This is a genomic window from Paenibacillus solani (assembly GCF_050475945.1).
Taxonomy (GTDB): Bacteria; Bacillota; Bacilli; order Paenibacillales; family Paenibacillaceae; genus Paenibacillus_AQ; species Paenibacillus_AQ solani_A.
Genome location: NZ_JBCMXJ010000015.1, coordinates 206,754 through 222,326 on the forward strand (window position 1 = coordinate 206,754; position 15,573 = coordinate 222,326).

16 protein-coding genes are annotated in these 15,573 nt (G+C 48.2%); 11 read left to right on the forward strand and 5 right to left on the reverse strand.

Going from position 1 to position 15,573, the window contains the following annotated elements; all coding sequences use genetic code 11:
- Nucleotide 1: 1 nt before the first annotated feature.
- Nucleotides 2–835 carry an ABC transporter permease gene (locus ABEQ74_RS15870; protein WP_430123114.1) on the reverse strand — a complete coding sequence of 278 codons (834 nt, stop codon included), beginning with the start codon at nt 833–835 and terminating at the stop codon, nt 2–4.
- The gene (locus ABEQ74_RS15875; protein ID WP_430123115.1) at nt 828–2,030 is read right to left on the reverse strand and encodes a quaternary amine ABC transporter ATP-binding protein; all 1,203 of its coding nucleotides are present in this window, start codon (nt 2,028–2,030) and stop codon (nt 828–830) included. The genes ABEQ74_RS15870 and ABEQ74_RS15875 overlap by 8 nt, the downstream gene beginning before the upstream one ends.
- A 365-nt stretch (nt 2,031–2,395) precedes the next feature.
- Here ABEQ74_RS15875 and ABEQ74_RS15880 point away from each other — a divergent pair, with 365 nt between their 5' ends.
- The 10 genes from ABEQ74_RS15880 (at nt 2,396) to ABEQ74_RS15925 (ending at nt 13,453) form a co-directional block, all read left to right on the forward strand.
- Nucleotides 2,396–2,965, forward strand: a complete 570-nt coding sequence (locus ABEQ74_RS15880; RefSeq protein ID WP_430123116.1) for a GbsR/MarR family transcriptional regulator — start codon at nt 2,396–2,398, stop codon at nt 2,963–2,965.
- Between the two features lie 172 nt (nt 2,966–3,137).
- Entirely contained in the window at nt 3,138–4,466 is a 1,329-nt protein-coding gene (locus ABEQ74_RS15885; protein WP_430123117.1) for an alpha/beta hydrolase, read from the forward strand.
- A 42-nt stretch (nt 4,467–4,508) separates the two neighbouring features.
- Nucleotides 4,509–5,069, forward strand: coding sequence for a GNAT family N-acetyltransferase (locus ABEQ74_RS15890; protein ID WP_430123118.1), 561 nt, complete (start codon nt 4,509–4,511; stop codon nt 5,067–5,069).
- Between the two features lie 172 nt (nt 5,070–5,241).
- Nucleotides 5,242–5,739: an ArsR family transcriptional regulator gene (locus ABEQ74_RS15895; protein ID WP_430123119.1), complete on the forward strand. Its 498-nt coding sequence runs from the start codon at nt 5,242–5,244 to the stop codon at nt 5,737–5,739.
- A gap of 68 nt (nt 5,740–5,807) precedes the next feature.
- Nucleotides 5,808–7,133: an MFS transporter gene (locus tag ABEQ74_RS15900; protein ID WP_430123120.1), complete on the forward strand. Its 1,326-nt coding sequence runs from the start codon at nt 5,808–5,810 to the stop codon at nt 7,131–7,133.
- 268 nt (nt 7,134–7,401) lie between these two features.
- Nucleotides 7,402–8,514, forward strand: coding sequence for a DUF4367 domain-containing protein (locus ABEQ74_RS15905; protein WP_430123121.1), 1,113 nt, complete (start codon nt 7,402–7,404; stop codon nt 8,512–8,514).
- Between the two features lie 273 nt (nt 8,515–8,787).
- Nucleotides 8,788–9,975: an alanine racemase gene (gene alr, locus ABEQ74_RS15910; RefSeq protein ID WP_430123122.1), complete on the forward strand. Its 1,188-nt coding sequence runs from the start codon at nt 8,788–8,790 to the stop codon at nt 9,973–9,975.
- A gap of 227 nt (nt 9,976–10,202) precedes the next feature.
- Nucleotides 10,203–10,484: a CopG family ribbon-helix-helix protein gene (locus ABEQ74_RS15915; RefSeq protein ID WP_028406492.1), complete on the forward strand. Its 282-nt coding sequence runs from the start codon at nt 10,203–10,205 to the stop codon at nt 10,482–10,484.
- A gap of 3 nt (nt 10,485–10,487) precedes the next feature.
- Nucleotides 10,488–10,838 carry a type II toxin-antitoxin system PemK/MazF family toxin gene (locus ABEQ74_RS15920; RefSeq protein WP_023962512.1) on the forward strand — a complete coding sequence of 117 codons (351 nt, stop codon included), beginning with the start codon at nt 10,488–10,490 and terminating at the stop codon, nt 10,836–10,838.
- Nucleotides 10,839–11,239: 401 nt separating this feature from the next.
- Nucleotides 11,240–13,453: a Tex family protein gene (locus ABEQ74_RS15925; protein ID WP_430123123.1), complete on the forward strand. Its 2,214-nt coding sequence runs from the start codon at nt 11,240–11,242 to the stop codon at nt 13,451–13,453.
- 200 nt (nt 13,454–13,653) lie between these two features.
- On the opposite strand, the gene ABEQ74_RS15930 is transcribed toward ABEQ74_RS15925, so the two are convergent.
- Nucleotides 13,654–14,214, reverse strand: a complete 561-nt coding sequence (locus ABEQ74_RS15930; RefSeq protein WP_430123124.1) for a CGNR zinc finger domain-containing protein — start codon at nt 14,212–14,214, stop codon at nt 13,654–13,656.
- Nucleotides 14,215–14,361: 147 nt separating this feature from the next.
- Between ABEQ74_RS15930 and ABEQ74_RS15935 the strand changes: the two genes are divergently transcribed.
- Entirely contained in the window at nt 14,362–14,832 is a 471-nt protein-coding gene (locus ABEQ74_RS15935) for a DinB family protein (RefSeq protein WP_430123125.1), read from the forward strand.
- A gap of 97 nt (nt 14,833–14,929) precedes the next feature.
- Here the strand turns inward: ABEQ74_RS15935 and cmpA are convergent, their stop codons facing one another.
- Together cmpA and ABEQ74_RS15945 are read right to left on the reverse strand one after the other, a co-directional pair.
- Entirely contained in the window at nt 14,930–15,061 is a 132-nt protein-coding gene (cmpA, locus tag ABEQ74_RS15940; RefSeq protein ID WP_430123126.1) for a cortex morphogenetic protein CmpA, read from the reverse strand.
- 80 nt (nt 15,062–15,141) lie between these two features.
- Nucleotides 15,142–15,492 carry a hydrolase/acyltransferase gene (locus tag ABEQ74_RS15945; RefSeq protein WP_430123127.1) on the reverse strand — a complete coding sequence of 117 codons (351 nt, stop codon included), beginning with the start codon at nt 15,490–15,492 and terminating at the stop codon, nt 15,142–15,144.
- Nucleotides 15,493–15,573 lie beyond the last annotated feature (81 nt).

Genomic DNA, 15,573 nt, shown 5'->3' on the forward strand with positions numbered 1-15,573 from the left:
ATCAAGCACCCCTCTTTTTAGATTTAAATATATTTTGTGTAAAGCGGTCGAGCACAATCGCCAGAATGACGACAGCCAAACCGGCTTCAAACCCTTTACCAATTTGCAGTTGAGTTACTGCACGGTAGACCTCGGCACCAATACCCTGCGCACCGATCATCGAGGCTATAACAACCATCGACAACGAGAGCATGATGGTCTGGTTAATGCCGGCCATCAAGGTTGGCATCGCGAGTGGAAGCTGAACCTTGAACAGTTTCTGTCCGGAAGTTGAGCCGAATGCATCCGCAGCCTCCGTCAATTCCTCCGATACTTGCATAATGCCAAGGCGAGTCAGACGAATCGTTGGCGGAATGGCGAAGATAACCGAAGCAATAACCCCTGGCACCACACCGAGGCTGAAGAATGTAACAGCAGGCAACAAGTATACAAAAGCCGGCATCGTCTGCATAAAGTCGAGGACCGGTATGATCACTCGGGATGCATTCTTGCTATAAGCAGCCCATATTCCCAGCGGAACACCTAGAATGATGGAGATCAATGCTGCTGTAATAACCAGACTGAGTGTGCTCATCGTTTGTGGCCAGTAACCCAAGTTATCGATAAGCAGAAAACCGATGACAGTGAACAAGGTCAACGGCAGTCGGCCCAATAGATAGGCGATGACAGCCAGAATGACGATGAACAGATACGGATGGGGCAGCATAAACACATCAGTAAACAACTGCACCACGTTTTCGATGATGAAGGAGATCGCGTCAAACAATCCGGAAAAAACATCTCCCAACCACTCGACAAATGAATCAATCCAGCTTGCGAGAGGAATCTTAGGCATCTTGTGTAACCCCCTCATTCTTGCTTTCTCCAGCCAAGGCGCCAAGAACGGCACCGCGGACGATGACGCCCATCAATCTGCCGGTATCATCCACAACGGCGAGTGGCACCTTGGACATGCTCGTAATTTCAAACAATTCATTTAGCAGTGTGTCTGGTCCGACACTTGGACCGTCCGTAATAAGAATATCCGCAAGCTTGAGGTTATTCTTCATCGCATTTGATGCATCCTCGGCGGTAATGACGCCAAGCAGTTTCTTGGAACGGTCAATGACGAACAGGTTGGAGATCCCTCGTTCACGCATAAGCTCCAGCGCAACACGAGGTCCGCGATCCATCGTAATGGTCTCTGGGCGGCGCATAACATGTGCTGCGGTAAGCACCTTGGAGAGATCGACATCTTCCACGAACCGTTCAACATAATCGTTGGCAGGCTGGGTCAGGATTTCTTCCGGCGTTCCGATCTGCACGATCGAACCGTCCTTCATCAAGGCAATGCGGTCCCCGATGCGAAGAGCTTCATCCAGATCGTGTGTAATGAACACGATGGTTTTCTTCATTTTGTCTTGAAGCTCGATCAATTCATCCTGCATGTCTCTGCGGATCAGTGGATCCAATGCGCTGAAGGCTTCGTCCATCAGCAGAATTTCGGGATCATTGGCAAGTGCGCGGGCAAGCCCGACACGCTGCTGCATGCCACCGCTGAGCTGATCGGGCATTTTCTCCTCCCAGCCTTTCAAGCCGACAAGCTCAAGTGACCTCAGAGCCGCTTCGCGGCGCTTGCTCTTGTCTACCTTTTGAATCTCTAATCCGTATTCCACGTTGTCTACAACCGAACGATGGGGGAAGAGGGCGAATTTCTGGAACACCATACTGATTTTCTTACGGCGCACTTCCCGCAGCTGCTCTTTGTTCATTTTTCGCAGATCTTTACCATGAATCAATATTTCGCCTGATGTTGGTTCAATCAACCTATTTAGCAAACGGACGAGTGTGGACTTGCCGCTGCCGGAAAGCCCCATAATCACGAAAATTTCGCCTTCATGAATATCGAAGCTGACGCGGTTGACGCCAACCGTTATATTTTTCTCTTTCGCAATTCGCGCTTTACTCCAGCCTTGCTCTAGCAATTGAATCCCTTGTTCTGGATTCGCGCCGAACAGCTTGCTGACTTTGTTAACTTGCAGAATAGCCAAAAATACTCCTCCTTTTATTGTAGAGAGACTCTTTCCCTTGGACGAGTCTGTATCGCTGTCGTCTCGTAAACCCATGTCACCCATTGTAACAACCGATACGTAAAGTATCAAACGTTATATCCGTACGTAAAGTACGTACAGTAAAAACTGTACAATGTTATCCTTTGAAATGCTCCCATATGCTCCTATATGCTCTTGGGCGACCATCTTTACTTTTAAAATAGCTTTCCCTACAATAGATCAGAGAATGTGTGTGAGTTGGGTTGGTTTAGATTTGTTGGAGATCGTTCACACTACACTTCGAGTCCATCAAGTTATGCTGACATGACTTTATTGGATGGCTACAGAAAGAGGAGGCTGCAAGCATGGGCTTGTACCATTTAGATGATGAACGGCAGGCAGCCGTGCATAAGATTCGTAAGCGAGTCATTGAAAATATTGGACGGAATATGGATTTGTACGGCATTCCAATCTCAACGGGACATTTATACGGGCTGCTTTATTTTGCGGATAAACCGATGAACCTCGATGAAATGGGACAGGAAATGAAAATGAGCAAGACTAGCATGAGTACAGGCGTACGCACATTACTCGATTATAAAATGGTCAACAAGGTGTGGGAGAAGGGCTCCCGCAAGGACTTGTATGAAGTGGAGTACGATTGGTACCAGAGCTTCGTGGATTTCTTCGATATTAAGTGGCGTAAATCGGTGGAGAGCAATATTCATGTCCTGCGAAAAGCGCTGGATGAAACGGAGAAACTGTGCAAAGCGCATGAAGATGATGAAGAACTGACAGCGGTGCTGCAAGAGGATCAGGCGAAGATGCGTGAGGCCGTTGCTTACTATAAATGGCTGGAGCGATTGATTGATACTTTAGTGGATGGCGAGATTTTTAATTATGTGCCGAAAGAGCCGCCGGAGGGCAAAATCTGATATTGAAAATGGAGAAATTGCCCAGTATAATAATGGGTAAGGCAATGCTTACCCAAGAGGTACAACCTGATTTGATCAGGTTGTGCCTTTTTTTGTTGGTTGGATCGCCTTGAGAGATTGAAAAACGCATTTGCAAATGCGACGGGTGCAAAATTAGTCAGGAGGGGTTAGAATGGTCAGTATGTCCTCAAGAATGGTAGAAGTTGCAGATTTTCCATCGGTTAGCTTAGGCAATTCCCGAAGTTTGTATGTATATCTTCCGCCCAGTTATCATGAGAATACGGAGAAGCATTATGCCGTACTCTATATGCATGACGGGCAGCATGTATTTTCGGCCGATGAGCGAGGCGGCTCGTGGGATATGCATCTCACCGCGGATCGGCTGGTTTCCGAAGGACGGATGAAGGAAATTATTATCGTTGGAATTTCAACGGTTCCCCATCAAAGACTGAATGAGTATTTTCACGACAATCCGAGGATGCATCTGGTGTTCGATCCGCCGTTTGCCGGCGAACGGTACGAGTCATTTATCATTGAAGAAGTTATGCCATATATCAACCAGCGCTTTCGGACGCTTCAAGGACCGGAACATACCGCGATGATGGGCTCGTCCGCAGGCGGCATCGTCACCTACAATATTGGCTTCAGAAGGCCGGATGTGTTCGGAAGTATTGCGGTCATGTCGCCTTATTTTGTCAAAGCCCATTTTGATGCTGAGGGCGAGCTGAAAGAACACCCCTTTTATGAAAGATACGGCACGCACCCCAAGCTTCGAATTTGGCTGGATATGGGCGGGGCCGAAGGGGTCTTTATGGAAAAATACGCACGGGAGGAAGCAGAGCGTCTCATTCAAGACGGCTTTGTGCCCGGGGAAGATCTCATGCTGTTCTTGGATCCGGGAGCGGCTCACAGCCAGAGCGACTGGGCTGGAAGAGCGCATGCACCGCTGCTGTATTTTTTCGGCGATATTGGAGAACCTGCTTCGATTAAGCTCTATGGAGATAGCGTCGTAGGCGTAAGAGGACCCGTCAAACAACTGAATCCGGTCATTACATATAATAGTGGTTTTGTTCAAACGTTAATAAACGGAACATACCATGTGGAATCTCCGGAATTGCTTATGCTGCTGCCTGACGGAAAGCTGAAGCCTCAAACAACCGGCAGCACCCGGGTTACTCTGCAAATGGGGAAATTGATCGCAGATAAAGAGATTACAATCGTAGAGGAATTGCCCGAACTTGTGAAAGTTGCGATTCAGGTGAAGGTACCTCCTTCAACGCCGGTTTCTCCTATGATCTATGCCGGATTTGAGATTCCGTACTGTGGGGAAGGTGTGTACAAGGGAAGTGCGATGGTACCACATGGTTTGTCTTTTACGTTCAAGGTGTCCAGAGGGTTTGGATTGCATGAGAAGATTGGGGATCCGGAAGTGAAGCGGCGCTCTTTTACTGCTTTGTCGGATATGGAGCTGTTATATGAGGTTGAGGACTGGGATATTTGATATGAACTAGCAAAAGCAATACATGGAGGTTGAGACATAATTATGACGATAAGATCAGCAAGACCACAGGATGCGCCCGAAGCCGCTAGACTTCTGTATGATGCTCTGCATGATATAGCACATCAACTGACGGGAGAAGCAGAAGAAGAGAAGGCTTTGGAAGTGCTGGAGCAATATTTCCGCGCGGATGAAGGCAGGCTTAGCTATCGTCAGGCAGCTGTGGAAGAGATCGATGGGAAAGTAGCGGGCATTGTGGTTGCTTATGGGGGCGATCAAGCCGCCGAGTTGGATCGTCCGATTCTGGATCGTCTGCGAAAGCTCAAGAGCGACCCTTCCCTGGCGCTGGACAAAGAAGCGGATGAGGATGAATATTATATCGATACATTATCTGTTTCTCCACAGTTTGGCGGAAAGGGGATTGGTTCAGTTCTGATATGTCACGTGGAGCATCAGGCAAAGGAACTAATGTATCGTCAGATCGCCCTTGCCGTGGTGACGGACAATCAACGTGCCTATTCTTTATACGACAGAAGAGGTTATAAAACAGATAAGGAAATCATGATTAACGGGCATGTTTATTATCATATGGTCAAACCCGTTTAGAAAAAAACAACGATAATATAAGCCGCCTATTTACAAATGGTAATAGGTGGTTTATTATTATGCCATATCGATCTAATAAATTAGAATGATAAATTAAATTAGAACGAACTAAATTTATCGTACATCTTAGAAATATTGAACGTATAACTTAATTCGATTGGAGTGTTTCTTTATGAATGAAAATCAGAATCAGAGCATCGAAATATCGGTGGAACAAGCGAAGCTGCTCGGCAGTGCCCAGCGGGTGAAGATTATCGGAACCATGCTGGATACGGCCAAAACCGCCAAGCAAGTCGCGGATGAACTGGGAGAATCGCCAGGGAGCATTCACTACCATATCCTGAAGTTATATGAAGGCGGATTAATAGATTTGGTGGAGACCCGAGCCGTTGGCGGTATTGTAGAGAAATATTATAAGTCCAAAGCAAAGTGGTTTAACACCAAGGGGACGCAGATGGTTGATCCGGTTCTAGCCGACGATTATGCAGCGGCCAGCCGCACAAGGATCAGTTTGCGAATGCAGCTGAATGAAGAGCAGTACGAGGAAATGACACAGGAATTCAGGGAACTGCTTGAAAAATGGGTGAACAAGACTCTCGCAACCAAAGGGGAAGACAGCAAGGAGTATGCGGTAGGAATCAACGTGGTTTCCACGGAAACGTCCGAATAGGAGAGGCCTGTTCAGCCTCTTCCTATTCAAAACTAAACAATCAAACTATACTTAAGGAGTGCTTCCTTATGAACATTTTAAAAAACCGCAATTTCCTGCTGTTATTCGTTGGCCGGATTCTTACCAATATCGGCGACAGCCTGTATGCCGTAGCAGCCATGTGGCTGGTGTACGATCTGGGAGGTTCGACATTGTATACGGGACTTGCCGGATTTCTCTCAATTCTCCCTCGAATCATTCAACTGTTATCCGGTCCGATGATTGACCGCGTGCCTTTACGGGGGCTTCTGGTGTACACCCAATTGGCTCAAGCGCTTCTTCTGTTAATCGTTCCGAGTGCCTATTATTTCGATTTTCTGAATGTCGGACTTGTACTGGCGATTACACCGATTCTATCAACGCTGAATATGTGGGTATACCCAGCCCAAATGTCGGCCCTTCCCAAAATTCTCGATAAGAAGCAGCTCACGCAAGGCAACTCGCTGTTCTCCCTAGCCTATCAAGGCATAGATGTTGCTTGTAATGCCATATCCGGCGTATTGATTATTGTGCTGGGTGCAGTCTCCCTGTATTTATGGAACTCGATTGGATTTTTCATCGGAGCATTGTTATTCTCTCAGTTGAAGATCAAGAAATCTATCAAAACTTCAGATAACAACGCTATTAAGACATCTGCGAAAACAACAGTAACTTCAAAAACAATGCGAAAGGCCCTTAATAAGTATTGGGCAGACATGAAAGAGGGTCTTCGTTACATTCTGGCAACCCCGCTCGCACGGGTACAGATGGGGATTATCGTGATCAATGCTGCGGGCGGCGCTACCTTTACGGTTATGCCTGCTTTTGCCGACAGCCTTGGAGGAGCCGGCGTGTACGGCGTATTGCTTATGGCTCAGGCTTGCGGAAGTTTGCTGGGTGCGATATTGGCTCCATATTTGAAGCTGGAACGACTGCCCCTTGGATATCTTTTTGCCGGAGCGTTTTGTCTGTCGGGCGCTGCCTGGTGTCTTAGTGTATTTACCCCTTGGACTTGGCTAGTAATTCTGGTGTATGGCCTGGCCTGGTTTCCCGGAGGCGTTACAAACGTCATCATCAATTCGGTCATTCAGAAGGCGATTCCTGCGAAAAGATTGGGCACGGTGTTCGCGGCAGCGAGCGGACTTAGTGGGATTGCCATGCCGCTTGGCAGCCTGATCGGAGGTTCCCTTGGCGTGGTTGCCGCAAGTTCCTCTGTTATCGCGGGATGCGGAATTGCTGTATTCTGCGTAGGGATCTTCTGGGTGTTCGACTCGACGACCCGCAGCCTGCCGTCACCTGACCATGTGGATGAAGAATGGTTCGCACCGTATACGAAGACTGTTCCTGAGCAGTCGGTTGTGCATACCTCCTCTTAAATCTTTCCTCTTTCTGGATGAATGGATGAGCTGCACGATATAGAAGATCAATATAGTACTGTTCTACAGAACCTATAAAAACGAGCTATTGGAATCGTGATCGTCCAGGATCGCTAAGCCCATTGTTCGTTTTTTTTGTTACAAGCCGTTATAGAGCCTGCCGTGGTTTACGTTCACGGTGCTTGTCAGGCTAGTCTGCATAATGTGACCAAGTCCCTCATAGACATGTATCAATCAAGTCAAAACAAGTATTGAAGGGGATGATGACATGCGCCGGATTTCATGGGTGCTGCTCGCGGTAGTATTATGCTTAACCACAGTACTGGCGGGATGCGGGAAGAAGAATGCAGACAGCGTTGTGAAGGATCTGGGCAAGGTGGCGGATAAGCTGGAGAGCGCCAAGGGAGCTTACCAGGGAGCGGGTGTTATGACCATACATACCGGTTCGGCGCCGCAGGAATATCAGGTTGAGGTATGGTACCAATCTCCGTCTTACTACCGGATCAGCTTAACCAATGGGCAAAAGAACATTACGCAAATCGTACTTCGTAACGATGATGGAGTGTTCGTGCTGACGCCTAGCTTAAACAAGAGCTTCCGCTTCAAGAGCGACTGGCCGGATAATCAGGGGCAGGTCTATTTGTATCAAACGCTGCTGAGCAGTATTCTGAGCGATAACACCCGTCAGTTTGCCGAGGACAAGGATAGCTACGTATTTGATGTAGCAGCCAACTATCACAGTCATTCCTTGATTCGTCAGAAGATCTGGCTCGCCAAGGACAACTATACGCCGAAACAGGTGCAAGTGTCCGATACGGAGGCGAACGTTGTCGTTGAGGTTAAATTCAATACCTTTACCTTCGATACGAACCTGACCAAGGATTCGTTTGATACGAACAGAAATATGAGTGCAATGAATAATACGGAGGGCACCTTAGCCGAAGTGGACGAGAATGGAGTACCCGTGGCCTCTACGACAGAGGGTAGTGAATCCCAAGGACCCGATGGTTTGACGGAAACGGCCACAGGCCGCGACATGGGATCGTTCGGCATTGTCTATCCGGCCTATGTACCGGCTGGGGTAACGGAGCCGGATACGATGGAAATCCCTGAGAACAAGGATCATGCGGTTATTTTGAAGTATGATGGCATATACCAGTATACAATTATGGAGTCCAGACCCGTGGACCGTGCCGTTTCCCTCGTACCGGGAGAGGCTGTGTATATCGACTTTACAACGGTTGGGCTGCTCACAGGCGATCAACAGAGAACCCTCACCTGGAATTCGGACGGAGTAGAGTACCGGATTACGAGCGCCAACCTGCCTGTCGAAGAAATGAAGAAAGTCGCTGCTTCCATGCAGGGAGAATCGGGTAAATAATATGAAGCAGGCGGATACCGACCATTGAAGGAGGGTTATACTCCGGCAATGAGGCCATTCGCCTCTTTTTCCAAATAGAGGGACTTTGTCGAGTGTCCTGATGCGATTTCTTCCCGGTAATTCGATGTTTCACCAAGTTTCGTCATTGAAAGGGAACCACGAACCTCATAAATAAGCAGTTGGTCTCAATTGACAGTTGCCCTTTGGAACATTACCATTAATCTATTGTAAGCCTAATGCTTTTTTCTCAAAATGGTAAGAAGGTGACTGGAATTGCAAGCGATATATCGACCTACCTTGGCGGAAATCAACCTGGACCATCTGCGCGCCAACTATAACGCGTTTCGTGAGGCGTTGCCGAGCCGAATGACATTACTTGCTTGTGTGAAGGCGAATGCCTATGGTCACGGAGCTGTCGAAGTGGCACGTGAACTTCAGCAACTGGGAGTGGCTTATTTAAGCGTAGCATTCCTCGACGAAGCGCTTGAGCTTCGGCAAGGAGGCATCACAAGCCCGATCTTGGTGCTCGGTTATACACCGCCGGAAGCTGTACAGATTGCTTATGAGCATGATGTAACGCTGACTCTGTTCAGTCCGGAAGTGCTCCAAGCGATCAAGGCTTTGCCGGTTACGCCGGAGAAACCGCTCAAGGTACACATCAAGATTGACAGTGGAATGGGTCGTTTAGGCCTGCTTCCTGGTGAAGATGCGATTTCTTTTATAGAAGAGGTATTTTCACTGCCGCAGGTGATTGTCGAAGGAATGTTTACCCATTTTGCACGAGCGGATGAACACAACAAAGACTATACATTGGAACAGTACCGCCGTTTTCAGGGCGTAGCGGACGCTCTTCGGGATAAGGGCTATCTTATTCCTATTATACATACGGGCAACAGTGCTGCTGCTATCGATACACCGGAGTTATCCTATAATATGGTACGTATTGGTATTGCATTGTACGGACTATATCCTTCGGATGAGGTGAATCGAAGAACAGTGACTCTCCGCCCTGTCATGACGTTAAAGACCAAACTGGTCTACGTCAAAAATTTACCTCCGCATTCCGGAATCAGTTACGGGACGAAGTATGTAACAGAGCAGGAAGAGCGAATTGGAACCCTTCCGATCGGTTACGCTGACGGCTTCTCACGTATATTGAGCGGTAAAGCGGAAGTATTGATACGCGGCCGCCGCGCCCCTGTAGTTGGCAATATCTGTATGGATCAATGTATGGTATCGCTCAAACTTTTCGCCGAAGAGGCGGAACAAATCAAAGCTGGTGAAGAGGTTGTACTCATCGGCCAGCAATCTGGCGAATGCATTTCGGCAGAGGAGCTGGCAGCCAAGCTGGGGACGATCCCCTACGAGGTCGTCTGCATGATTGCCCACCGGGTTCCACGTTCGTATATACGCGGGGATAAACCTGTGAAGACCGTGAACGCGCTCTGGAACAACCTGTAAAGTAGTACCGCGCATGAGTCATTTATTTGAGGAAAGAAGGAATATGTACAGACCATACCGAATTAGGAATTATGTCGTTAATGTCTGTACGAAAGTGTCGATTGTAGTTTATAATGATATGCAGCATACTTGATATACCTTCGGCATATATATTCTTTTGTATAAATTTCCTTAAATAAAGTAATACTTGTGCACAGGGTGAGAAGGTTGTGGGGGTGTAATAGAAGGTGGCCAATATGCAGAACACCAAAAGAATTATGATCAGTTTGCCGGATCATCTTTTGCAGGAAGTGGACGGGATCGCTCAGCTGGAAAATTCCAACCGCAGTGAGCTTATTAGGCAGGCCATGAAGTTGTACCTGAATGAACGGAAGAAACGTTACATTCGCGAATCCATGCAACGAGGTTATATGGAAATGGCCAAAATTAACCTGACCATGGCTTCTGAGGCGTTTCACGCGGAGGAAGATGCAGACAATACTCTAGACCGCTTAGTAAGCGGGGTGTAAACAGTGATCGTTAAACGGGGCGACGTATTTTTTGCGGATTTATCGCCTGTTGTCGGTTCGGAGCAAGGCGGCGTAAGGCCGGTCCTTGTGATTCAGAACGATATCGGCAATCGATTTAGTCCGACTGTAATTGTTGCAGCCATTACGGCACAGATTCAAAAAGCCAAGCTGCCGACTCACGTCGAAATTGACGCGGCGTCGCATGGATTTGACCGGGATTCCGTAATTTTGCTGGAACAGATCCGGACGATTGACAAGCAGCGGCTAACCGACAAAATCACCCATCTTGATGACGAAATGATGCGCAAGGTGGATGATTCCCTGCAAATTAGTCTGGGCTTGATTGATTTTTAACTTCAGTCAAGTGCCGCATAACCACATAGAACAAGAATGCTAGTGAAACCTCAAGGGATGAAATTCCCTTGGGGTTTTTGACATGGATGTATTTTGTTATTAACAGGCCGTACGATTGATTATGTATTGGTGGGGATGAGCATGTACGCTGTAGTGACTGCTGCAACGATAAAGAGAAGGCAGACTACGGACCAGGCAATCGCATGTTTGTCGTTCATCTAGGATGCCCCCTTGATTAGTAAGTGGGATTCGTACCCTAAGTATATGAAGTCAATCTTAAAATCAGATGAAATAGACATTAATCACAGCTTAAAGCCAGGTGATGTGAGCGATGTAGTGGAAATGAACGCTTAAGTTTGGGATAATAGCAATATAGTTTCAATGTAGAAAGAGGGATATCATTGTCTGAATTAGAAGCTGTTGTGGAAGTAAATGAAGAACAGATTCGCAAGGAAGAATTGAAACGGATCGTGAAGCAAATCGCGAAGGAACTTCAATTGTCCGAGAAACAGGTGCGCACGACCGTTGAACTTCTGGATGAGGGCAATACCATACCGTTTATTGCGCGTTACCGTAAGGAAATGACAGGCGAACTGGACGAGAATCAATTGCGTAATATCGAAGAGCGTACAGGCTATTTGCGCAATTTGGAGGTCCGTAAGCGGGAAGTCATCCGCATCATAGAGGAGCAAGGCAAGCTGACAGAAGAGCTGAAAGCATCGATTACAGCTGCTGTTAAGCTGCAGGAGGTAGAAGATCTCTACCGTCCGTATAAGCAGAAACGCAAAACAAGGGCTAGCGTAGCAAAGGAAAAAGGTCTGGAGCCCCTGTCGGAATGGATATGGTCACAGCCGAAGCAAGCGGATGTGATGGTGGAGGCTGCCAAGTATGTCGATGAGGAGAAGGGCGTGGCTTCTGCAGAAGAGGCTGTGCAGGGCGCGATGGATATACTGGCTGAGAACATTGCTGATGACGCCACCATTCGTTCCTGGGTACGCAGATACAGCCTGGATCATGGCATCTTGACTTCTGAGGCGAAGGATACCGAAGTGGAATCTGTATACGAGAATTATTACAATTACCGGGAATTGGCGAAGAAAATGCCGCCGCACCGGATTTTGGCCATAAACCGCGGTGAGCGTGAGAATATTTTGAAGGTCGGACTTGACGTTCCTTCCGAATCCGTTCATACGTATATCGGCAAGCAGGTGCTTACAGGTCCATCCGCGGTGACGGATATTCTTACGGCGGTGATTGAGGACTCTTACAAGCGTCTCATTGCTCCATCGATTGAGCGAGAAGTACGGGGCGAGCTGACGGAAAAAGGGGAAAACCAGGCGATCTCCATCTTTGCGGGGAACTTGCGCAGCTTGCTGCTGCAGCCTCCGGTCAAGGGACGGTGTGTACTCGGCGTCGATCCGGCTTACCGTACGGGCTGCAAGCTTGCGGTCGTGGATGACACGGGCAAGCTGCTTGAGGTAGCGGTGACGTATCCGACGCCGCCTGCTAATAAGAAGCAGGAAGCGGCTGCGAAGTTCAAGGAGCTGATTGCAAAATACGGCATCAAGCTCATCGTTATCGGTAATGGTACGGCTTCACGTGAAACCGAGCAGTTCGTTGCTGAAGAGGTCATTGCGGAACTGGCGGATCCTGAGCTTGCTTACCTGATCGTAAATGAAGCGGGAGCCAGTGTGTACTCCGCCTCCAAGCTAGCCCAAGAAGAATTCCCGGATCTGGATGTTGCCGAGCGCAGCGCAGCCTCGATTGCACGCCGGGTACAGGATCCGCTGGCCGAGCTGGTGAAGATCGACCCGAAGTCGATCGGCGTGGGCCAGTATCAGCATGATGTGAGCCAGAAGCATCTGGAAGAAAGCTTGAAGGCTGTAGTGGAGTCAGCGGTTAACCATGTCGGGGTGGATGTGAATACAGCATCGCCTTCGCTGCTTTCTTATGTAGCCGGCATTAATGCTACCATTGCGAAGAATATTGTGAAGTATCGGGAAGAGAACGGGAAGTTTGTCAGCCGGAAGCAGCTGCAGAAGGTTCCTCGTCTGGGTGCCAAGACATTCGAACAGTGCGTAGGCTTTATGCGAATCTCCGAAGGAGAGAACATGCTGGACCGTACTCCGATTCACCCGGAATCCTATGCGGTGGTTGACCGTTTGTTCCAGGAGCTTCAGGTTGGCCTGGACAAGCTGGGAAGCAAGGAACTGGCTGAACTGCTGGATGCCCAGCAGCCGGAGAGTCTGGCCGTGAAGCTGGAGGTTGGTGTGCCTACCCTTCGCGACATTCTGGACAGCTTGCAGCGTCCTGGACGCGATCCGCGGGAGGAACTGCCTCTGCCAATATTCCGTCAGGACGTATTGAAGATTGAGGATCTTGTACCGGGTATGGAGCTGCAGGGAACGGTACGTAATGTCATCGATTTTGGCGCTTTTGTCGATATCGGCATCAAGAGCGACGGCCTGGTGCATATCTCTCAGCTGAGCGATGGATTTGTGAAGCACCCGATGGATGTTGTCTCCGTAGGCGATAACGTGACCGTATGGGTCCTGAACGTGGATTTGAAGAAAGGCCGCGTTGGATTGACGATGCGCCAGCCGAAAAACCAATAATAGATGTTGTTGAATAAAAAAAGAGCCGTATTCCCCTTAAGGAGAAACGGCTCTTTTTGCATTATGGGCTGGAACGACAGGGAATGAAGTAACTCTGGAGAGTGGTTTAGCCATGGCTCAGTTTTTAACAGAAGGACGTTGTTTTTTCGCACCTCAAAATGTATGTTATGAAGTACTAAGCCCATTCATAAAGCAACGGCTTAATGTGTAGTGTCCGACTGCTGTTTTTTCTTCGCCCGAAACCGTCTGACCTTCATCAGATTGCCGCAGGCCTTATCATCGCAGTACCTTTTGGAGCGGTTTCGCGTGTCGTCGTAATACACCCAGAGGCAATCCGGATTCGTACAGATGCGGAATCGGGATAACTCGCCTTTTCCGATGGCTTGCGCAAAGGATCCGGCGATTTCTGCAGCTGCTGCTTGAAGACCTGAATGCTGCTGGATATAAGACAGTGCCAGGTTTTGATCCTCATCTATTTCCAGCTGGCGAATAACGGGGCCATCGGCCATCCAGCGGTTTAATTCCTCAATCTGCAGGAGGGAAGGCGACTCTCCGGCGACAATGTGCTGCACGCAATTTAGCAGGAAGGATCGTAGCTGTTGGAGCAGGTTCAACTCATCTAAAGTCAGTGGAATGCCGACTTGGAGATCGTATTCCCTGGTAAAATCGGTGAGCCAATCCTCTCGGGTAAGCCGATCCTCGGAGCGGCCGCTGCCTCTCCAATCATGCCATTTGCTGTTAATAAAATCATCCCATAACAATCATACTCATCCTTTCTTCTTCATTATTGTAACAAGTGAAACTTTATGTTGCTAGTTACTTGTAATGAGGAGGTGAAGTGTGTTATTTTTTATGTAACGTTCTATTTTATTTTAGGTGGTTACAAATAAAATGCGGAGGCGATGAGGATGAACTTAAAGGAATTGCTGCTGCAAAATTGGGATTATGCGATGGATCAGGAGGATTGGTATCCTCCGATTCTTCCAGCCCTGAAGGATGTGACGGTGGAGCAGGCACTGTGGAAACCGGAAGGGCAGGCGGCAAATTCCATTTGGGAGAACGTGGAGCATTTGCTGTATTACAAGCAGCGTCTGCTCGCAAGATTGGAAGGAACACCGCTTCTTAATGAAGGGATCGGCAATGACGAGACGTTTCTCATTCATGACACAAGTGAGGAGGCATGGAATACGGCTCGGGAGCAGCTTAAGGATGTTCATGCCGCTTTAAGACAGAAGTTTGAGGAGATGCCGGAGACGGAGATCATCGAATCGCCTCAGCGAATACTTAGCTTAATCATGCATGATGCATATCATACGGGACAAATTGTTTTTCTCCGGAAGCTTCAGGGCTCTTGGCCAGCTAAGCGCAGCGATCTATAGTGCACAATTCGACCATTCAGCCATCATACTAGAATGCAAAAATAAGCCGGACAGACGTCCGGCTTATTGTCATACCTATGGATCGATTGCAGTGCCCTTAACGGACATTCGAGCTTTCTTGGCCGGGGGAATTCCGGTAAAAGTACCAGCATTCGTTCAGCAGCTTGATCTGACGCCGGTCCTTTTTGCGAAAAGCGCGTGTTAATTGATTGCAGAGCCATTGCGGCAAGGGTATCTCCTCCTCTTGCTAATTCCATCTGTATGGATAGCATATGGGGAAAATGCCCAAAGCGTGCAGGTCTACCTCGATTATTGCGCTTCTTCCTCGTACCACTGCTCAAGCTGAGCTTGGAGAGCCCGTATTTCGGTGAGCAGCGAGATGAGCGGATACTCTGTTTCGTTTAGGGAAGCAAAGGCTTGTTCAAGCTCGTTTATGTATTCCAGACCACCTTGAATGCTCAGCGATTCCTGGAGCAGATCCAGATTGTCGCATTCGGCTATAGCAAGAGGAAGCGAAGGCTTGCTTGAGGTGGTGAGCTTACTGATTTCTTTGTTCAGACGTAAATTTAATGCACTGAGCTGATAGGCATAGTCACTGGGCATCTCGACAAATTGAAGCTCGTCCTGCCCTTTAAGAATAACGTAGCGCATGTTCGGCATGATTGCAGGTTCTCCCTCCATACTTTCTACTTGACAGTGTAGCCCAGAGGGAAGTTAAAATTCAAGTAGATTTATAAGGTG

Excerpts from the sequence above, each read along its gene's own strand:
- ABEQ74_RS15870 (WP_430123114.1), bottom strand. The coding sequence starts at position 835 with ATGCCTAAGATTCCTCTCGCAAGCTGGATTGATTCATTTGTCGAGTGG.
- ABEQ74_RS15880 (WP_430123116.1), top strand. The coding sequence starts at position 2,396 with ATGGGCTTGTACCATTTAGATGATGAACGGCAGGCAGCCGTGCATAAG.
- ABEQ74_RS15885 (WP_430123117.1), top strand. The coding sequence starts at position 3,138 with ATGGTCAGTATGTCCTCAAGAATGGTAGAAGTTGCAGATTTTCCATCG.
- ABEQ74_RS15890 (WP_430123118.1), top strand. The coding sequence starts at position 4,509 with ATGACGATAAGATCAGCAAGACCACAGGATGCGCCCGAAGCCGCTAGA.
- ABEQ74_RS15895 (WP_430123119.1), top strand. The coding sequence starts at position 5,242 with ATGAATGAAAATCAGAATCAGAGCATCGAAATATCGGTGGAACAAGCG.
- ABEQ74_RS15900 (WP_430123120.1), top strand. The coding sequence starts at position 5,808 with ATGAACATTTTAAAAAACCGCAATTTCCTGCTGTTATTCGTTGGCCGG.
- ABEQ74_RS15905 (WP_430123121.1), top strand. The coding sequence starts at position 7,402 with ATGCGCCGGATTTCATGGGTGCTGCTCGCGGTAGTATTATGCTTAACC.
- ABEQ74_RS15935 (WP_430123125.1), top strand. The coding sequence starts at position 14,362 with ATGAACTTAAAGGAATTGCTGCTGCAAAATTGGGATTATGCGATGGAT.
- ABEQ74_RS15945 (WP_430123127.1), bottom strand. The coding sequence starts at position 15,492 with ATGCCGAACATGCGCTACGTTATTCTTAAAGGGCAGGACGAGCTTCAA.